The organism is Pengzhenrongella phosphoraccumulans, from assembly GCF_045689905.1.
Lineage (GTDB): Bacteria > Actinomycetota > Actinomycetes > Actinomycetales > Cellulomonadaceae > Pengzhenrongella > Pengzhenrongella phosphoraccumulans.
The window spans coordinates 3299529-3317374 of record NZ_CP144210.1 but is presented as its reverse complement, the minus strand read 5'-3'; the positions used below and the strand labels follow the sequence as shown (position 1 = coordinate 3317374).

Sequence of the window (17846 nt, the reverse complement as noted above, 5' to 3'; positions counted from 1 at the left end):
TGCCGCATAGCGGTCGCTACATGGCGTTTCCCCGGCCGGCTCGGACGTAGTCGCTTCTCGGGAGCCTGTTGCGGAGTGCCGCGGCGCGGAGGTTTGCCTCAGCGGCCTGCCTCTGTGGGTCGGGCGCTGCCGCCGGGATCCACGGCATTTGTTTGGCGGCCAGTTGCCTGCAGTGCAACGATGTGACCTGCACGGTGTGCGGTTCGGCCGGATCCTCGGGCCACGCCTCCAGCAGGTAGTCCTCGACTGGCTCCTCGGCAACGAGGTCGAAGCGCAGGTCTCGACCGCGGGCGTGCGCCCGCACCCGATACCACCCGACACCTCCATCGACCAGGTCATAGCGCAGGTCGCGGTGCTCGACCCACGGCCCGCGTACGAAGACGGGCCTGCCGTCCGCGAAGAAGCTCACCTCGCCAACGTCCTCCCAGCCCGCCTCGACGACGTCGGGCCGGGCATCGAGCGTACGAATCGTCACGCGGGCCGGGCATCGAGCGTACGAATCGTCACGCGGGCCGGGCATCGAGCGTACGAATCGTCACGCGGGCCGGGCATCGAGCGTACGAATCGTCACGCGGGCAGGTCCCATCACGATGCCAGCGAGGAGACAGACCTGATGCTCCGGGCCCAGGCGGACGATCAAACCCCCGGCAGCGACGTTGGTCGCTGTTGACGCCTGGTCGTACGAGCCCACCTCGAGCACGTGCAGGTCGACCCGGGTGACGTAGCTCGCCTCCACCATGGAGAGCACACTAGCCAAAGCCCTCCGTCTCCGGCCTCACCAGCGTCGCATCTACCCGGGTGAGAGCCGCGTACCGATCTCGACCACGCCGCCAACCGGTCGTCAGCTGTCGCGAAGTGCTGGGTCGTCGGCGACCTGAGTGGCACCGAGGGCCGTCCTATCGGAGACCGAGGCAGCGTCCGCGGCGCAACAGACCGGTGGCCACTTGGTAACGTCAAAACCATGCCCATCAAGTTCGAGAACGTCGGCATCGCAGTCCGTGACCTCGAAGCGACGATCGCCTTCTTCACCGACCTCGGACTGACCGTCGCGGGCCGGGACACGGTCAGTGGAGAGTGGACGGACACCGCCGTCGGCCTCGACGGCAACCACGCCAACATCGCCATGCTCCAGACGCCAGACGGTAACGGTCGCCTCGAGCTCTTCGAGTACATCCACCCCGACGCGATCGAGACGGAACCCACGCGGCCCAACGAGATCGGCATGCACCGCGTCGCCTTCTCGGTCGACAACCTCGACGAGGCGCTCGAGATCGCCGCGAGGCACGGCTGCTACCCGCTGCGCGGGGTGGCCACATACGGGGACGTCTACAAGCTCACCTATGTCCGCGGCCCCAGCGGCATACTCGTGATGCTCGCCGAGGAGCTGAAGAAGAGCTAGATCGATCTGGGTCCAGCTCGTTCGGGGTTTCGCGACGAAATGACCCGCACCCCAGACTCTCAACGAGATGAGCAGACGGCGATGTGGAAGAACACCACGCACGACTGGGCGGCAACAGTAGACGTCGCGCATCTCGCGGATATCCGCGCCGACCCCACCAAGTACGCCCCGAGTGGAGCCCTTCACTTGGTTCTCGAGACCATCGCGTACCCCCTTGACGAGGCGCTCGACACCGGCGGCGGAAGGTGCACCGTGACCCTGCACACCGACGGGTCGGTCTCGGTCCGCGACGACGGACGCGGCACAGACACACGCCACGGCCCTGACGGGGCACCGGTGAGGAAACCCATCATGGCCACCAAAGACCTGCGGTTCTTCGACGCCCTTGAAACGCAGGTGCTCCCGGATGGCCACCCCCGGCGCGGGATGTCCGTCGTGGCGGCTCTGACCGTGTGGCTAGTACACACCAACCACCGCCGAAACGGCGCCTGGACCCAGCGGTACGAGCACGGGATCCCTGTGACAGATCTTGTTCCACTCGACGAGGACGGGCGTGCCGGTACAACGGTTCACTTCATGCCCGACGTTGCGCTGCTCGGACCAACCGCCGTCTCGGCCACTCAGCTCAGCAGTTGCTCCTGGCCGGCACAATTGTTGGTCAGCGTGAGGGACGAGGCCGGCCCGTCCGCTGCGACCACCGCTTGATTGGCGTGATCCGATGCCCGCTGCCCCGCCGCTTCACTGTCGCTACCTAGGGCATGTCTCCTAATCCTGTAGCCAGGTGATGACAGCTGCCAGGAGTGCTGCGGCGCGGTAGACGATGGCGAGCTTGTCGTAGCGGGTGGCCAAGCCGCGCCATTGCTTGAGGCGGGCGAAGGAACGTTCGACGACGTTGCGGCCTTTGTAGGTGACCCGGTCGTAGGTCACTGGTCGTCCGCCGCGTGAGCCACGGCGCGCCCGGTTGGCGCGTTGGTCACGCGGCTCGGGGATGACCGAGACGATCCCACGCCTTCGCAGCAGGGTGCGGATCGCCCGCGAGGAGTACGCCTTGTCGCCCAGGACCTTGACCGGTTTGGTCCTGGGGCGGCCGGCCCCGGAGTGCGCGACCCGGATCTCGGCGAGCAGGTCCGCGAGCATCGACCCGTCGTGTCCTTGCCCGGGAGCGACTATCACCGCGAGCGGTCGCCCGCGCCCGTCGACGGCGTGGTGGATCTTCGTGGACAGCCCGCCACGAGAGCGCCCGATCCCGTGACCTGCAGGTTCACTGAGCTCGCCGGTCCGATTCCTGTGATTCGATCGTGCCCCCTGTGGCGTTCTCGGGGCGCTTGGTGTTCGTGGCGTGCTGGTGGGCCCGGTTGATCGTGGAGTCCACCGAGACAGTCCAGTCCAGGTCCCCGGCCTCGTCGGCCTGCGTCAGCAGCGCGCCCAGGACCCGGTCCCAGGTCCCGTCCCCGGCGAACCGGCGGTGCCGCTTCCACACCGTCTGCCATGGTCCGAACTGCTCACGTGGCAGGTCCCGCCACGCGATCCCGGTCCGGTACCGGTAGACGATCCCCTCCACCACCTGACGATGGTTGCGAAACGGGCGCGACTGCTTGCCCTCCGACGACGGGAGCAACGGCTCGACTCGAGCCCATTGCTCATCTGACAACACGGCGTAGCGACTCACCCGGACAGCATGCCAACGAGCACCAAACGGAGATTAGGAGACATGCCCTAGCGGCCTGCCCGGCTCTCGGACCGATCGGCATGCGAGATCTCAGATCTTTCACCTCGCGCCAACTCCACGCGTTTGGACGGGATCGCATCCTTCATCCGCGAGCTCGTCGAGCGTCTCGACGATCGCGGTCGCGAAACCGCTCGGGTTGTCCAGCATCATGCAGTGCGCGGCTCCCACGACGGTACGGATCGGGACAGTCGAGGTGAAGATCGCCGGATCGTAGGCCAGGTCAGCGGTGAGCTCACCGAGCACGAGCGCACACGGCACTGCGAGGTTGAGCAGGAGGTCCCGAGATACCAGTGCCGCCTGCGACCCGAGCGCGGTCTCGGTGCGGTAGAACGCCACAGGGTCGGCGAGCCGCATCGTGGCCGCCCAGGCCGGCCCTGCCTCGAGCAACGCCTGGCGAAAGCCATGCTCGACGAACTCGGCTTCCGTGAACTCCTCGACGCGGGGGCGCACGCACGGGCCTGACGTCGGCTCGGCGAGCACGAGGCGGCGCACGAGGTCGGGGCGGCGGCGGGCGAGCACGAGCGCGATCGTGCCTCCCATGCTGTGCGCGACGACGTCGACCCGGCTGAGCCCGAGCGAGTCGAACGCGCGCGCGATCGAGTCCGCATGGTCCTCGAGCGTGTAGCCGAGCGTGGCCGGGCGATCGCTGATGCCGAACCCGAGGAAGTCGATCATCAGGATGCGACGCCCAGCCAAGCCCGGCTCCTGGGCCGTCCTGGTGAAGTAGATCGGGGCGCTGGCACCCAGCCCGTGCAGGTAGACCAGCGCAGGATCGGTGCCCTCGAGCTCGACGTAGCCAAGGTGTGCGTCCTCGGGCCCGACCAAAACCTGCTTCACGCTTCTCCCCCGCTCATCGCCCCAACAGCTTCGGAGCGGCGCGCCGAAGCGTAGCTCTCGGCGACGAGCAGGCAGAGGCAATGCGCGGAAGTTGGCCCCAGCCCAGGTCCCCACGCACGCAGCGGTCGTCAAGCACCAGCCCCGCCAGCGACGTGCGCAGCATTAGTTCGATTGTGGCCGGTTCCGCTTGACCACGGTTGCCCCGACGGGCGCTTCCACGTCGTCTGCGATAACCGGGCACTTGACTTGCAGAAGGCAGAACACCCGGGGTCCGGCTTCGCTCAACGTCTCGTAGTGGGCTTGCCCCTTCGCGATAATCAGCGGAGCACTCGCGAAGGCGTCACGAAACTCCGCTGAGCACAGGTCGAGAATCGTGCCAGGGGCGGCGGATCCGTTGTCGACGATGGTTGAGCAGGCCTCAAGTCCTGCGGCGAGTGCGTCTTCTCGGGTGGCGTCATTCAGCACCGGGCCCCCTTTGACGGCATAGACCACCGGCGGATCCAGCTGCTCGATCAGCACCCGGTCGAAGACCGTCTCACCTGCGTTGTCGGCCAGATAGAGCACATGGTCGGCGGTGGCGAGCTCAGTGCGCAGCTCCGCGAGATGGTCGATCGCCAGCGGGGATGCCATGACGCGCTCGACCGTCGCCCAGAGATCTGGAACGTCGTCGCGGACACCGAGGTCGATGATGTTGCCGGCGAGGCTCACCCGAACCGCGGTGTCCAGCGGGTCCGCGCTCTGGGCGACGAGGGCCTTGAGCCGCGGATACAGCGCCAGGGCCTGCCCGGTGCTCTCTGCCTTGATCTTCCGGTAAGGGTCGCTATCGCCTGACACTTGTCGAACGATGCGGTGCACGAGGTGAACGATCTCCGGCGGCCTGGCATTCGATGGTGGGGCCTGGAGAAGAGTCAGCGTCTTGGTCATGACGGACTGTTGCACGTCGTGGTCCGCTCCAGCCATCCGTGCCGCCATGAGCGCCTGTCGCAAAAGGCACGGGTAGCAGTCGAGGTAGGTTCGCATCCGATCAATACTCCTCCGGCCAAGTGCCACGAGCGGAGCCGAAAGTCCCGCAGAGTGCCGCAGTGGTCGCCCTGGCGTCTTTCACCGATTAGGTAGCCCTTCAGTGATTGACGCCAACAGAAAATGGGCGACATCGATCGGGCCACCCGCAGTGCGGGAATTCCCGAGGGCGCGAGCGTCGGACTCCGAGCGAATGACCACCCGATAGTCTCTCGGTCATGCTGACCTGGATGGACCGCGCAACTTCCCGTCTGGTGCTCGGCGCGGTCGCGCCGGTCATTGGTCTCCTGACCGGATGGTGGGGAACGCTCGGCGTGCTGGGCGACCACCCGGCCATCGGTCCGGTAGCGCTGGGCGGCCTCGCCCTCGGCGTCACACTCGACCTCACCGTGCTGCGCAAGCACCTCGACTCATTGTTCGACCTCGGGCCCACTGCACTCGGTGCGCTGGCGCTGTTCTACTCGGTCATGATCTACGGCTTCTTCATGGGACTGCCGGTAGGCAACCTCCTGGTCGGGCTCCTCGGCGGTTACGCGGTCGGTCGCAAGGCCGCGCTGCGCGGCTGGTCACCCGAGCGTGCCCAACCTGCGGCCCGCACCACGGCCGCGATCGCGACCTCGATCCTGGCGGTGCTCTGCGTCGCGACCGCATGGATGGCGCTCAACGAGCCGACGATCGGGCTGCAGGTGCGCGGAATGCTCGGGCTGTCGTTCGAGGTCACCACGCCGATGATCTACGCCACGATCGCGGGCGGCGGCGCAGCGCTGCTCGCAGCGCAGTACAGCGGAACCATCCTGATCGCGCGCCGAGCGAGCCAGATCGCCTAGCGCCGCAGGCCGAAGGGCGCAGCGCGCTGCTCAACTCGGCCAGTTGGGGCAATTCCGGTTCGGACCAGTATCCGCATCCGCACGAGATCCGCGGTTGCCAACTACCGGTCCCGCCTGCGCCTCGAGGACCCAAAGCGTCGACGTGGTTCGTTTCGGATGCTGATCGCTGAATCTTCTCGCGGCAGCCTCCGTGATGCGCCGGCCATGCAGATCAGGCCGTTTCCGGTGCTGTCATCCGCCAGTTCATTCGCCGCGTTGTCGCGAAGGCCGGACACCCCTACCTAGGTCTACGAGGCCCCGAGAGAGAGCGAAACCACCAGCGCTACGAGGGCTCTCGTGGACTGTTCAAGGGCTCCAGCTGAGGGCTTCGGGTCGAACGGTCTGCCAGCTCGCCGCCACAACGGATTCCGTAAGGACAGTTGCGTAAATCGCTGAGCCCCTGTTACGTTATGCGCGCTACGTAATAGGGAGCTGAGTTCACGATGGCAACAGACATTCGAGCCGTGCGCCGCCCGGGCGGCGGGGGAAGCGACCGTGGCCGACCGCGGGACCCGGCTGTCGACGAGGCGATCATCATGGCCACCCTCGAACTGCTGGCCGAGCGCGGGTACGCGGACCTGACCCTGGCGGCGGTCGCGCGCCGGGCGGGGGTGAGCACCCCCGCCCTGTACCGGCGGTGGTCGGACAAGGCCCAGCTCGTCGTGGAAGCCATGGTCAGCCGACAGCCCACGACCCCGCTGCCGGACACCGGCACTACGCGCGGAGACCTCCTGGCCTTCACCGACCAGCTTCTCACCACGTTCACCCACACCCCGGCCGGTGGCGTACTGCCTGGGTTGGTGGCCGCCGTGGCCGCCGACCCGATGCTCGCCGCCAGCTACCGCGAGCTGCTCGTGGAACCCCTGCGCCGACGCATGCGCGCCGCCGTCGTGCGCGGCATCGGCCGCGGCGACCTTCGCGATGACACCGACGTCGAGTTCGCCCTGGACGCCCTGGTGGGCCCGCTGTATGTCCGACTCCTGATCACCGGAGCCCCGATCGACCCGGACTACTCCCACGCCGCCGTCGACCTCGTGCTGGCCCGCTACATCTCGCTCTGACCCGCTCCGGGGTGACCGCAAACCCAACCACCACCCCTTATTCCTGCGCGCTCTCGGCGCCGGCCACTCCCGAACGGACCCGCATGAGCACCCCGAACCCGACCCAGTACCAGAGCACCGAACCTGCACTGGCCACCCGCGAGGCCCTCACAGTGTTCCGGGCGCACGCCACCGACTATGCCGTAGTAAGCCCCGTCCTCGCACTGATCAACCTGGTCGCGGTGCCGCAGTTCTACGGTTCGAGTTCCCCATGCTCGGCCGGGTCGTAGGGCTGTTCGCGCACCACTGGTTCGGCCTGCGCGGCGCCGCCGAGCAGACCACCCGCCGCCAGGGACTCCTCACCCTCGCCGCCACCCAACCCTGACCCCAATCCCCGCCCCCCGTTTCGCCACCGAACGGTCGCGCGGCCGACAACCCCCATTGGAGCTCGTGATGACAGCAACCGCGATCCACACCCACCCCCCAACAGATTCCGACGACCGTCGGCGTCGATCACGGCCCGCACAGCTCGCGTGGCTCGCCGGTGGGCTCGCCCTGTCCTTCGCCATCCCCTATGTGGGCTCCGACGTGCTCGAGCTCCCGCTCACCGGCTACTACCTGTGCTACTTCGTCCTGACGCTGACGTTCCTCAGCGCGTACGTCCGCACCACCGAGATCAACGTGGGCGCACTCCTGCGTCGGCGCTGGCGGACCAGCCTCATTCTCGGGGTCCTGGCCGGGGTCCTGGTCATCACCCGGGTGCTGTCCGAGGTCACCACACCGGGTCCCAGCGGCATCCGGTTCGCCTTCGAACTGATCTGGCGCGGAGCTGCCTACGGCACCGTCGACGCGCTCCTGCTGACCGCGTTCCCGTGCCTGGTCACCCTGAGCCTGGTTGGCGGCAACCTGTCCGGGGCAATCCGCAAGCTCGCCTACGTCGCATGCTCGATGGTCCTGATCTTGACCATCACGACCGTCTACCACCTGGGCTTCGAACAGTTCCGCCGCGACGGCATCAGCGCACCCCTGATCGGCAACACCATGATCTCCATGCCCATGCTCGTCACGACCAACCCGATCGGATCGATCCTCGCCCACGCGTCCATGCACATCGCCGCCACCACCCACGCCTACGAAACCCCCACCTTCCTCCCGCCGCAATCCGCAGCCAACGGCGACCGCTTCACGCATTGAATCGCCCGACGCGACTCGGAGAGTCGTCCGCTAGGTAATGCACGAGCTGATCACGAAACGCCACCAACTTCCCGGAATTCGTCCCGGGAACACCAACGACGAAAAGCACCAACTCATCGGCCAGCCGCGGCGGCGGAAACTCAGCCCTCGCCGCGGACGTACCCGAAACGCCCCGACGTTTCCACCCGACAGCGCAGTGCATCAACGCGGCGCTGTCGGCCCGATCACGACTGGCGACGACACGGTCGGTTTCGTCACACCATCAAGGCGTACGGTGCAAGTACACCCAGTGGCGACGGGACACGGACTCTGGCGACAGTGCCCAACGGTCTACGTCGGCGACGTCCCCACTTGCGGTGAGCAGGGGCCTCGTAATCCCAGAGAATGTTGCCCGCGCCGACATAGCGAATGCCCTTGGCCTCAATCACGAGGCCAGGGGCATTCGACACACCTCCGGCGGCACCCCAGCGGGGGGCCGTGTGGCGCCGTCGACTACGCAACGCTACGCGTCTCGAGAGCCCCACCTCGTCGCTTTGGGACACCCACACTCGACACGGGGCGCACGGCGCCGTACAAGTAGCCGGCTAGGAAGGTTGCACCGATCGCCGCCCGAAAGATGGTTGACGCCAAGTGCTGGGTTCGCCCGACCCGCGCGTTAACTGTCGCGAAGGTGCCTTCGGCGCCGACCTGCGTTGCGGTCTTGGCTGCTCGGCTCAGAGCAGGTTCGCCCGGGAGCACCGTGCGATGTAGGGCAGGTGGATGCGCTGCGCGCCGGCGAGCGAGGGGTGCGTGTCGATGAGATGCCTGACCCGGGTGAGTAGGTCGTGGCGTTCGTCGGCGGGGAGGGTGATGACGTAGCTCCGGGATGCGACCAGGTCGAGCAGGTCGTGGGGGGTGAGGTGGTGCGTCCATTCGACGTCGAACCGCTCGACGGGTCCGAACGGGGCCCCGATGCGCGGATTCGTGGCGCCCATGTCTTGTTCGATGCCTTGGTGCATGAGGCGTCCGAGCTGGGCGACCCAGTCCTCGCGTTCGTCGCGGATGTTCCAGACCAGGCCGAGCCGGCCCCCGGGTGTGAGCACGCGGGCGACCTCGGGGACTGCCTTTTCGACGTCGACCCAGTGCCACGCCTGGGCAACCAGCACGACGTCGACCGACTGGTCGGGCAGGGGGATCTGCTCGGCCCTTCCTGCCAGCGCCCGCACAGCGGGAAGTGCGCGAGTCAGCTCGTCCCGCATCCCGTCGGAGGGTTCCACGGCCACCACGTCCAGGTTCCGCGTCAGGAGTGGGCGGGTGAGTTGGCCGGTGCCGGCCCCGAGGTCGAGGACCGTGCGCGCACCGTCCGGGAGCAGCCAATCGATCGCGACCTCGGGATAGCTCGGCCGGCCGGTGTCGTACTGGCGCGCCGCCGCGCCGAAGGAACGGGCCTGGACCGCGTGCTCGTGATTGCTGATCGACATGGTCACAGTCTCGCGCCGCTCGGCCGAGCGGCGGTCCCACACCCACCGGCTGCGCCCGGTCGGTCCCTGTCGTGCGCACCTCCCTTGGCCGGTGGGCCTGATCCAATCGAGATCGTGAAAAGCGGCAAATAGTTATTGATAATCGGTAACTATGCGCTAGCGTGCTGCCCATGATCCGAGAGACCAAGATCCTCCGTGCACTGTTGGTGATGTTCACGGTCGGCCTCGTCCTGGCGGGCGGAGTGCTGTACTCCATCAGCCTGGACTTTGCCGCGTTCAATCCCGAGCTCGCCCACCTCAGGGCGCCCATCTACCTCGCGGTCGTCGCCGGCCTCGTCCCGACACTCGTGGCCGTCAAGGTCGTGTTTGATCTCCTCGAGGTCGTCGACCTGGGCGAGTCGTTCTCGCCACGAACCGTCCAGTTGCTGCGTCGGCTCAAGCTGCTCTTCGGGATCACCGCTGCCTACCTCGTGCTCGGTTTCGTCGGCGTCACGGTCGCCATCTGGGCCGCCATAGGGCAGTCCCACCCCTCGATCGTGCTGGGCTGGTTCGCCGCCGAGGTCGTGGCGTTGTTCCTGTTCACCTTGGCTGCGCTGCTCGAGCGACTGTTCGCCGCCGCGCTCGAGCTCCGCCAGGACAACGAGCTGACGGTCTGAGCCATGCCGATCATCGTGAACCTCGACGTCATGCTCGCCCGACGCAAGATGCGCCTGAATGAGCTCAGCGACCGCGTGGGCATCACCATGGCCAACCTCAGCAACCTCAAGACCGGCAAGGCCCGCGCCATCCGGTTCACCACTCTCGAAGCCATCTGCGCAGCACTGGACTGCCAACCGGGAGACCTCATCGAATTCCGTCCGGACGAGGAGCCCACCAGCCACGACTGACGACTCGACCCGCCAGTTGGTTGTCGTTGAGCGGCGATGGAATCGGTGGGCAGGAACGAATGATCCGAGTCGGGGGCCGTCTCTTGGGTGTGCGGAATCGACAAGCCGAGCCCACGCCTTATCCTCCCCGGCAGCCGAGTTGCACGAGATCCGCGTTGCACAACAAGGGAGCCTGGCCAGATGCGTTGATTTGGTCGGCTCACTTGTTCGGCTGCAATCGACTGCGAACATCTCAAAGGCCACGGTGAAACATGCGGAATAATACGATCGCCCGCGAAGCTTGGCGTGACATCGGCATGCTCATTATGTGGTCAATTGCCCTTCTACTGAGCGTCATCATTGCTCTAGCAGCATTCGCATCGTCGACGCCCACTCCCAACAAGTCGGACGACGAGATGTGCCAGGACCGCGTTGCTTCTGATCGCCCGTCTGGCTTTTCGGAAGCGAGAGTGTCGGGCGAGTGGAACTGGCTGCCATTGGGCGTGGCGTGTGAATGGAGGTCTGAGGACTCGCTCCTGGTTCAGGACCCTGACTGGACAGCAACGGCGTTTGTGATTCTTCCGTTCGTCACGGCCGGCTTCTGCGTGAACGCGGTTCGCCGTCGGAGTCGAGGGCATCGCATCGGAGGAGTGACCGGGACCTAGCTGGCTGTACTACCTGTCAAGAGCGGGCCGGGGTGTGCGGGATCGTCCGCGGGTCGCGGGGGCGGGTTGCGCTGTCACCGGCGGTGTTTGTCGCGGATCGGTGCCGGGCGCCCACGCTGACTTATGCGACCTCGCCCGGCTGTGCGCGGGGCGGGTCATCTGGCGTCGTTCGGGCTGCCACATGGCGAAGGACCGGGCACCAAGCTATTGATCCGGCATCACCTCGGGAGGTGTGCCATAGCTGTCACGGTGTCTGGTCCGGCCCTTCGTCCGGTCCAGCGTGGCACCGCCGGTGGAGGTTGTGAAGAGGGTCGTGCTCCCTTCGTTCGATGACCAGGGCGTGGGGGGTCGGTCGTCCTCGCCGGCCGGTCAGGGTGCGTCCAGTCGCGGTCGCCGTCAACGTCGTTCGTCCTCGCTGCGCTGCGGGCGCTCCACGTTGACCGCTCGCGCTCCTGGACGGTGGGGCCGGGACGCGGGGACGGCCTCGCTCGGGGCAAGGTGTTCGGTCAGCCCCAGCGGGCAGGGTCGTAGACGTCGTGGTCGCGGACCAGGGCGTAGGCGATCCGGTTGGCGCGGTGCGCCATCGCGCAGGCGACGATCCCGCCGGGCTTACCGCGGGCTTTGAGGCTGGCCGCGTAGGCGCGGGACGGTTTGTCGAACTGCCACAGGCCGATGCCGAGGTCGATCAGCGACCGGCGCAACGGCACGGACCCTTCGCGGGTGATGGACCCGTCACGGCGTTTGCCCGCGGACTCGTACTGCGTCGGGGTCAGGCCCGACGCCCGGTAGAGCTCGCGGTGACCAGGCCACCGGGCCGGGTCACCCACGGCCGCCCCGTAGGTCCCGGCGAGCACCACGCCCCACCCGGGCACGGTCGTCAACGGTGCGAACGGGCTCGCCGGCACGAGCCGGGCGAGCTCGACGTCGGCCTTGTTGACCTGCACGTTCAGGTTGGCCAGCAAGGTCAGGTCCGCGGCCAGCATGCCCCGCGCCACGTCGGCGTCCGAGGTGGGCAGGGCATCTTTGGCGGCCTGCACCAACCGGTCGGCCATGGGCCGGTGCACCCGCAGACCGCGGCCCGCCGCGAACCGGATGAACCGGGTAGCGCCCAACGCCGCCAACCGGGCCGGGTCGGCGAACTCCGCGATGATCAGATACCCGACCTGGGTGGACAGCACGTCCGGCAGCGCCAACGTCAGCCCGGGGAACGTCCGGTCGAGCTGACCGAGGAGTTGGTTCTTTGTCGCGGTGCGCGTCGCGATCCGGCGCCCGCGCATCCCGGCCCACGCTGCGAGCTCACCAAAGACGTGGTCCCTCGCGGTGATGGGTATCCCGCGTCCGGCCAGGACGAGCTCGGTGATCGCCTCGAGGTCGATCGCGTCGGTCTTGACCCGACGCCGCCCCGCGACCCGGCGCTGCTCGGCGACGTGGGCCGGGTTGAGCTCGAGCACCTCCCACCCTGCCGGCCACGTCGAGGGTGCGGTCAACGGCCGGTGGTAGCGGCCGGCCGCCTCGATCCCGACCTTGACCACCCCAGCCCCGGGCAGAACCTGCTGGACCCGGGTCAGAACACCAGCCAGACCGGGCCGGGTCATTGGAAAGACGACCGGGCCGAGCAGCCGAGAACGTGCCGAGTCGGTCACCGACAACGCGACCGAAGTCTTGCCGACGTCGACCGCGACGACGACAGTGGAAGACGTCACAGGGGCAGCATGCTGAACGGACACGACCCACCTCCGGGGGTGCCGGAAGGCCGACGCGTCAGCGTCAGACCTTCGGTTGGGGAACCTGACAGGTCCCTTCCTGGCACCTCCGGAGGTGTCCTGTGAAGGACTCCTCGAGATATATCAGCTGTCGCCAAGTGCTGGGTCGGGCCGTCCAGTCAGCCCGCGAAAGCGGCCCGCAGCGCGTTCCAGCTCTGGGCGCGGCAGTAGACGGGGACGATGTCGCGGGGCACGTCGCGCTCGATCGTGCGGCCGCCGTTGTGGACCTGGCCGGTCCAGACGTCGACCCATTGCCCGGCGGGTAGGTAGGTGGTCCAGGTCGTTGCTCCTGGGTCGGTGACGGGGTGGACCAGGAGGTCGTCGCCGAGCAGGAACTGACCTGGCCAGGCCCACACGGTCGCGTCGTCGGGCCAGTCGAAGAACAGCCCGCGCATGAGCGGGCGGTTCGTCTCGATCGTGGCGCGGGCCTGCTCGGCGAGGTAGGGCACGAGGCGTTCGCGCAGGTGGGCGTAGCGGCGAAAGACGTCGACGACGTCGGGGTCGTCGTTGGTCTCGGCGACGAACCAGGGGGTCCGGTCGCGTAGCGGGAGCTGGTGGTGGTTGAACTCGGAGTGGTACTGCATGACAGGCATGAACGTGGCTGCGGCGGTCGCGCGCAGGTAGAGCTCGGAATCAGGGACGGGCCCGGAGAAGCCGGACAGGTCCCAGCCCCAGTAGACGATCCCGCACGCTGAGGCGGTGATCCCGGCGGTGACCGAGCTGCGGAACGCGTCCCAGGTGGAGTCCTCGTCGCCGGCCCAGAACACCCCGTGTGCCTGGGATCCGGTGAACCCTGACCGCGAGAACGTGACCGGGGCCTTGCCCTGGGAGCGCAGCAGGTCGCCGAACGCGCGGGCGTAGTGGACGGGGTAGAGGTTGTTGCCTTCGTCGCCGCGGCGCCCATCGGCGTAGGTGAGGTCGTGGCCCCAGGCGTGCTCGCCGCCGTCGGTCTTGAAGCCGTCGACGTCGAGGTCGGCCACGAGGTAGCGGCGTTTGGCCGTCCACCAGTCGCGGCCCGGCTGCGTCGACAGGTCCGCCATCAGTGCCTGCGGGAACCACCAGCCGCGGTTGTGGTACTCGGTGCCGTCAGCCTCGCGCACGGCGTGGCCGCCGGCGACCATGGCGCGGGCGTCGGTGAGCACCTGGCTGTCGGCGGGGACGTCGGGCCCGAGGTCGAAGGAGGTCTTCTGCAGCGGGATCTGCCAGAGGATGACCTTGATGCCGCGCGCGTGCAGGTCGTCGATCATCGCCTTCGGGTCCGGCCACGCGCCCCCGGCGGGGTAGGTGAAGTCGCTCGCCTGGTGCGCGGCGCCGTCGGTGGTGACGGTGTACTGGGCGTCGCGGAAGATCGTGATGCCCTCCTCGTCGCTCCAGGCCTCGATCACCACCACACCGACGGGGATGTCCAGGTCGCGGTGGGAGTCCATGCGCGCGGTGACCAGGGCCTGGGTGTTCCACTCGTTGCCCGAGGCCCACAGGTGGAAGACCCAGTCGGGCAGCTCCTCGGCGCGGCCGACGTCGTCGGTGAACGCGCCCAGGACTTCGTGCGGGGCGCCGTCGTACAGGGCAACCTCGAGGTGCTCGTGCGCTGCGCCACCGAGGGCGACGTCGATGACGATCCGGTCGCTCTGGGAGCGGGCGACGTCGAACCAGGTGCGCCGGCTGGTGCGCACGTGCAGGCCCCAGCCGGGGGTGCTCTCGCCGATAATGTGCGCGAAGGGCATGGGCAGGTAGGTGCGGCCGTGCACGCCTTGAGACTTGTACTGCTCGAACACGACGGCGTCCAGGGCGCGGCCGCGCTGGTCGACGGCGTCGAACCGTTCGCCGAAGCCGACGACGTGCTCTCCGGGTGCCAGGCGCAGCGCGAACCGCACGCGGCGCACGCCGGTGGAGTCGCGCAGCCACTGCACGGAGCCGGGCACCAGGCGCAGGTCCGCGACAGCGGCACCCACGAGGGTGAGGTCGCCGCCTTGGTCGGACCAGACCCCGGCGGACACGTCGAACCACTCGGTCGCGGCGTCGGCGCCGCTCTCGCCGGTGCCGCCGCCCTCGACCTGGGCGAGGAAGCGGTAGCGGTAGTCGGTGCCGGCCGCCACGGGCGGGGACTGGACACACCAGCCGCCGTCGGCCGCGAGCTGGGCGGCCTGCGCCTCGGCGAGGTGGCCGTCACCGCCGGCCAGCGCAGCGGTGTCGGCGGCCGAAGCGGCCGCGGTCCGCAGCGGCAGCTCGACGATCGGTCCGCCGGTGGCCTGCCACTGGCAGATGACGGCGGTGACGTCGGCGCGGGCGATCACGCCCAGGCAGATCGTTTCGCCGGCCTCGGGGAGCACGGGGACGCGTTGGTCGGCCGAGGTGGCGTAGGGGTGCTCGATGCCGTGCGGGCGGTGGGTGAGCGCTGGCGCTGTCGTGGTGGTGGCGGTCATCGCTGGGAGCCTTCCGGGAGCAGGCCGAGCTCGTCGGCCAGGATGAGGAACATGCCGTGGGACCACAGCAGCGGGGTCGCCACGGGGCCCCACTTGTCGAGCCATTCGTCGAGGTGCTCGGGGTGGAGCAGGTCGTCGGGTGCCTGTTCGGGCAGGTCGCCGTTGGCGCGGGCGTGGTCGGCGACCCAGAGCAGGTGCCGCAGGGCGCCGTCGTGGTCGCCGGTGGCGGCGAGGTTCCAGCCGAGCAGGCAGGCGAGCAGCAGCCATTGTCCGCCGCCGTAGAACACGTCGGCGCGGAAGCGGTGCACTCCCCCGCCGGAGTCCAGGTCGCGGCTGATCGCGTCCAGGGTGGCGGTTGCGATCGCGCTGCCGGGGGCGACCAGGCCGAACGGGACCACGCAGGCGGCCAGGGACCCGTCCACGGCGTCGGCGCCGAGCCACTTGGCTAGGTGCACGGTGTGCGGGTTGGTGGCGCGCCCGGTGGTCGTGCCCTTGCTCAGGGCGAGGTCGCGGGCGGCGGCTGCGGCGGTGCGGGCGGCGTGGGTGCGGGCGGGGTCGAGGATCTGGGTGTCGGCGACGGCGGTCAGTCCGCTGGCGATGGCGGCCAGGGTGGACACGTGCCGGTGCTCGCAGTGCTCCTCCCACCAGTCGAAGCAGGGGCGGTCCCAGAATCCGGTGAGGTAGTCCACGGCCACCTCCAGGCCGGAGAGCCACCGGTCCAGCGGGAGGTCGTGGCGTTCGGCGTGGGTGACCACGGCCCACAGCCACATGCCGTACCCGTCGGTCTGGAAGTCCCACCACGGGTCGGATCCGTTGGCGCCGTCGAACGTGAACCGGGTCGGGAGCATGCGGTCCAGCGGAAGGTCCTCACCGCGCGCGCTGGCGGCGAGGAGCTCGTCGACCTGCCCGCGCCGCGCCGTCAGGACCTGCGTCGCCCAGTCGTGGAAGCGGTCGGCCGAGGCGAGGTCCCCGTACCGGGAGATGCCCTCGGCGGTGAACGCGCCGTCGCGCAGCCACGCGTAGCCGCGGTAGGCGGAGAACGTGGGTGAGGCGGGGTAGGCGCCACCGGGGTCCTGGTGGGTCGTGATGACCGCGTGGCTGTGGGCGGCCAGGTCGGCCAGCCGGACGCGGTCGACGGTGGCAACGGGGAGGTCGGTCATGGCTCACTGTTCTGGCGAGGGCTGGTCCGGCCGCGGGGCGGACCGGTAGGGCTGAAGGCGGGCAAAGACGTTGCGGGGCCGGCCGACCGATCGGGTCGGCCGGCCCCGCGGTGGGTCAGCCGAGGAGGGCGTCGACCCGGGTCTGGGCGTCGGTCAGGGCGACCTCGACGGTCTTGCGACCGGCCGCGGCGTTGCCGAGCTCTTCGGTGACGATGTCCTGCATCTCCTGCTGGGCCTCGATGACCGGCGGCAGCACGACGGCGTCGAGGGAGTCGAACACGGCCTGGCGGTTGGCCGGGACGGGCTGGTCGAGGTAGGCGGCGAGCTTGGACTCATCCGCGACGGGCGGCAGCTCCCAGGACGTGGACAGCCGGGTCTCGACCATCGCGTCCGAGGCGGTCAGGAACGCGGCCCACTTCTGGGCGGCTTCCTTCTGCTCGCTCTTGGCCGACACGACCACGCCGTTGGTGAACATGGCGGACGCCTTGGTGGTGTTGCCCGGCTCCACTGCGATGTCCCAGCTCAGGTCGGCCTGCTCGGCCATCCCGGAGAACATCCAGATGCCGGTGTGCCACATCGCGAGCTTGCCGGACTTGAACAGGGTCGAGTCGAAGTCGGGGCTGCCCGCGCCCTGGGCCTCGGTCGGCATCGTGGTGCCGGACTTGCCGACCAGCCACGTCGCGGCCTCGATGCCTTCGGGGCTGGAGAACGTGGCCTTGGTCTTGTCCTTGTTGAAGAACTCGCCGCCGGACTGGGCCAGGGCCTTGTAGAACTCGTTGTAGGTGATCGGCTGGTAGTCGCCGAAGGTGCCCGCAGCGGCGTTGGTCAGCTTCTCGGCGGCGGCCTTCTCGTCCTTCCAGGTCCAGTCGGCGGTCGGCGCGGGGATGCCGGCGGCGTCGAACATGCCCTTGTTGTATAAGAGCACGACGTTGGAGAACGACTCGGGCAGGCCGTACTGCTTGCCATCGAGCGTGAAGGCGGTCAGCAGCGACTCCTTGTACGCGGCGGCGTCCACGCCGCTGAGCTCGGCCAGCGAGCCGTTGGTGGCGTAGGTTACGAAGTTCTCGTAGTTCAGCTCGAAGGTGTCCGCCACGGTGCCGCCGGCGACGGCGGTCTGCAGCTTGGTGAAGTAGTCGGCGTACGGCAGCGTCTCGGTCTGGACCGTGATGCCCGGGTTCTCGTCCTGGAACGTGGTGACCAGGGCAGCGAGGTCGGCCTCGTGGCCGTCGTTGGAGGAGAAGTCCATGAACTTCACCGTCACCGGGCCATCCGATGCTGCGGGGGCGGCGTCGCGGGTGGCCGAACCCTGCGCGCACGCGGTGAGCGTCAGGGCCAGGGCCACGCCGGTCGCGACGGTCAGGGCCGTTCGCGAGGGGCGGGTCGTCATGCTGCGGTGCATGGTGTTCCTTTCATAGCCGGTGGCG

The 17846-nt window shown here is 68.5% G+C and carries 18 protein-coding genes; 8 read left to right on the top strand and 10 right to left on the bottom strand.

The features are described from left to right. Positions 1-16: 16 nt before the first annotated feature. On the bottom strand, positions 17-475 hold the full coding sequence (locus tag VTA80_RS15280; RefSeq protein ID WP_407341946.1) for a hypothetical protein: 459 nt from the start codon (positions 473-475) through the stop codon (positions 17-19). A 60-nt stretch (positions 476-535) separates the two neighbouring features. After that, complete coding sequence (locus tag VTA80_RS15275; protein WP_407341945.1) at positions 536-739, bottom strand: hypothetical protein; 204 nt, start codon at positions 737-739, stop codon at positions 536-538. Between the two features lie 222 nt (positions 740-961). Between VTA80_RS15275 and VTA80_RS15270 the strand changes: the two genes are divergently transcribed. After that, positions 962-1399, top strand: a complete 438-nt coding sequence (locus VTA80_RS15270; protein ID WP_407341944.1) for a VOC family protein — start codon at positions 962-964, stop codon at positions 1397-1399. Between the two features lie 81 nt (positions 1400-1480). After that, on the top strand, positions 1481-2104 hold the full coding sequence (locus VTA80_RS15265) for an ATP-binding protein (RefSeq protein WP_407341943.1): 624 nt from the start codon (positions 1481-1483) through the stop codon (positions 2102-2104). A 60-nt stretch (positions 2105-2164) separates the two neighbouring features. Here the strand turns inward: VTA80_RS15265 and VTA80_RS15260 are convergent. The 3 genes from VTA80_RS15260 to VTA80_RS15250 form a co-directional block, all read right to left on the bottom strand. After that, positions 2165-3068, bottom strand: a protein-coding gene (locus tag VTA80_RS15260) for an IS5 family transposase (protein WP_407341942.1) whose coding sequence is annotated in 2 segments (ribosomal slippage) — positions 2165-2710 and positions 2712-3068 — 903 coding nt in all. Because the reading frame shifts where the segments join, the coding sequence is not laid out codon by codon here. 99 nt (positions 3069-3167) lie between these two features. Then, positions 3168-3965: an alpha/beta fold hydrolase gene (locus VTA80_RS15255; protein WP_407341941.1), complete on the bottom strand. Its 798-nt coding sequence runs from the start codon at positions 3963-3965 to the stop codon at positions 3168-3170. A gap of 162 nt (positions 3966-4127) precedes the next feature. Next, positions 4128-4985, bottom strand: coding sequence for a damage-control phosphatase ARMT1 family protein (locus VTA80_RS15250; RefSeq protein ID WP_407341940.1), 858 nt, complete (start codon positions 4983-4985; stop codon positions 4128-4130). 230 nt (positions 4986-5215) lie between these two features. Here VTA80_RS15250 and VTA80_RS15245 point away from each other — a divergent pair, with 230 nt between their 5' ends. From VTA80_RS15245 to VTA80_RS15230, 4 genes are all read left to right on the top strand, one after another. Continuing rightward, positions 5216-5812 (top strand): hypothetical protein, encoded by a 597-nt coding sequence (locus VTA80_RS15245; RefSeq protein WP_407341939.1) that lies wholly within the window; start codon positions 5216-5218, stop codon positions 5810-5812. A gap of 482 nt (positions 5813-6294) precedes the next feature. Continuing rightward, positions 6295-6912 carry a TetR/AcrR family transcriptional regulator gene (locus VTA80_RS15240; RefSeq protein ID WP_407341938.1) on the top strand — a complete coding sequence of 206 codons (618 nt, stop codon included), beginning with the start codon at positions 6295-6297 and terminating at the stop codon, positions 6910-6912. Between the two features lie 83 nt (positions 6913-6995). Next, positions 6996-7181 carry a hypothetical protein gene (locus tag VTA80_RS15235; protein ID WP_407341937.1) on the top strand — a complete coding sequence of 62 codons (186 nt, stop codon included), beginning with the start codon at positions 6996-6998 and terminating at the stop codon, positions 7179-7181. A 163-nt stretch (positions 7182-7344) separates the two neighbouring features. Beyond that, positions 7345-8085 (top strand): hypothetical protein, encoded by a 741-nt coding sequence (locus VTA80_RS15230; RefSeq protein ID WP_407341936.1) that lies wholly within the window; start codon positions 7345-7347, stop codon positions 8083-8085. 713 nt (positions 8086-8798) lie between these two features. Here the strand turns inward: VTA80_RS15230 and VTA80_RS15225 are convergent. Continuing rightward, positions 8799-9545 (bottom strand): class I SAM-dependent methyltransferase, encoded by a 747-nt coding sequence (locus VTA80_RS15225; RefSeq protein WP_407341935.1) that lies wholly within the window; start codon positions 9543-9545, stop codon positions 8799-8801. Positions 9546-9715: 170 nt separating this feature from the next. On the opposite strand from VTA80_RS15225, the gene VTA80_RS15220 reads away from it, so the two are divergent. After that, positions 9716-10201 carry a DUF2975 domain-containing protein gene (locus VTA80_RS15220; protein ID WP_407341934.1) on the top strand — a complete coding sequence of 162 codons (486 nt, stop codon included), beginning with the start codon at positions 9716-9718 and terminating at the stop codon, positions 10199-10201. 3 nt (positions 10202-10204) lie between these two features. Continuing rightward, positions 10205-10432, top strand: a complete 228-nt coding sequence (locus tag VTA80_RS15215) for a helix-turn-helix domain-containing protein (RefSeq protein ID WP_407341933.1) — start codon at positions 10205-10207, stop codon at positions 10430-10432. 1150 nt (positions 10433-11582) lie between these two features. Here the strand turns inward: VTA80_RS15215 and VTA80_RS15210 are convergent. The 4 genes from VTA80_RS15210 to VTA80_RS15195 all read right to left on the bottom strand — a co-directional run bounded on the left by VTA80_RS15210 (position 11583) and on the right by VTA80_RS15195 (position 17809). Continuing rightward, positions 11583-12779, bottom strand: coding sequence for an IS110 family transposase (locus VTA80_RS15210; RefSeq protein ID WP_407341932.1), 1197 nt, complete (start codon positions 12777-12779; stop codon positions 11583-11585). Positions 12780-12958: 179 nt separating this feature from the next. Continuing rightward, positions 12959-15262, bottom strand: coding sequence for a TIM-barrel domain-containing protein (locus VTA80_RS15205; RefSeq protein WP_407341931.1), 2304 nt, complete (start codon positions 15260-15262; stop codon positions 12959-12961). Continuing rightward, entirely contained in the window at positions 15259-16422 is a 1164-nt protein-coding gene (locus VTA80_RS15200) for a glycoside hydrolase family 15 protein (protein WP_407341930.1), read from the bottom strand. Before VTA80_RS15200 ends, VTA80_RS15205 begins: the two co-directional genes overlap by 4 nt. Before the next feature lie 115 nt (positions 16423-16537). Continuing rightward, positions 16538-17809 (bottom strand): ABC transporter substrate-binding protein, encoded by a 1272-nt coding sequence (locus tag VTA80_RS15195; protein WP_407341929.1) that lies wholly within the window; start codon positions 17807-17809, stop codon positions 16538-16540. Positions 17810-17846 lie beyond the last annotated feature (37 nt).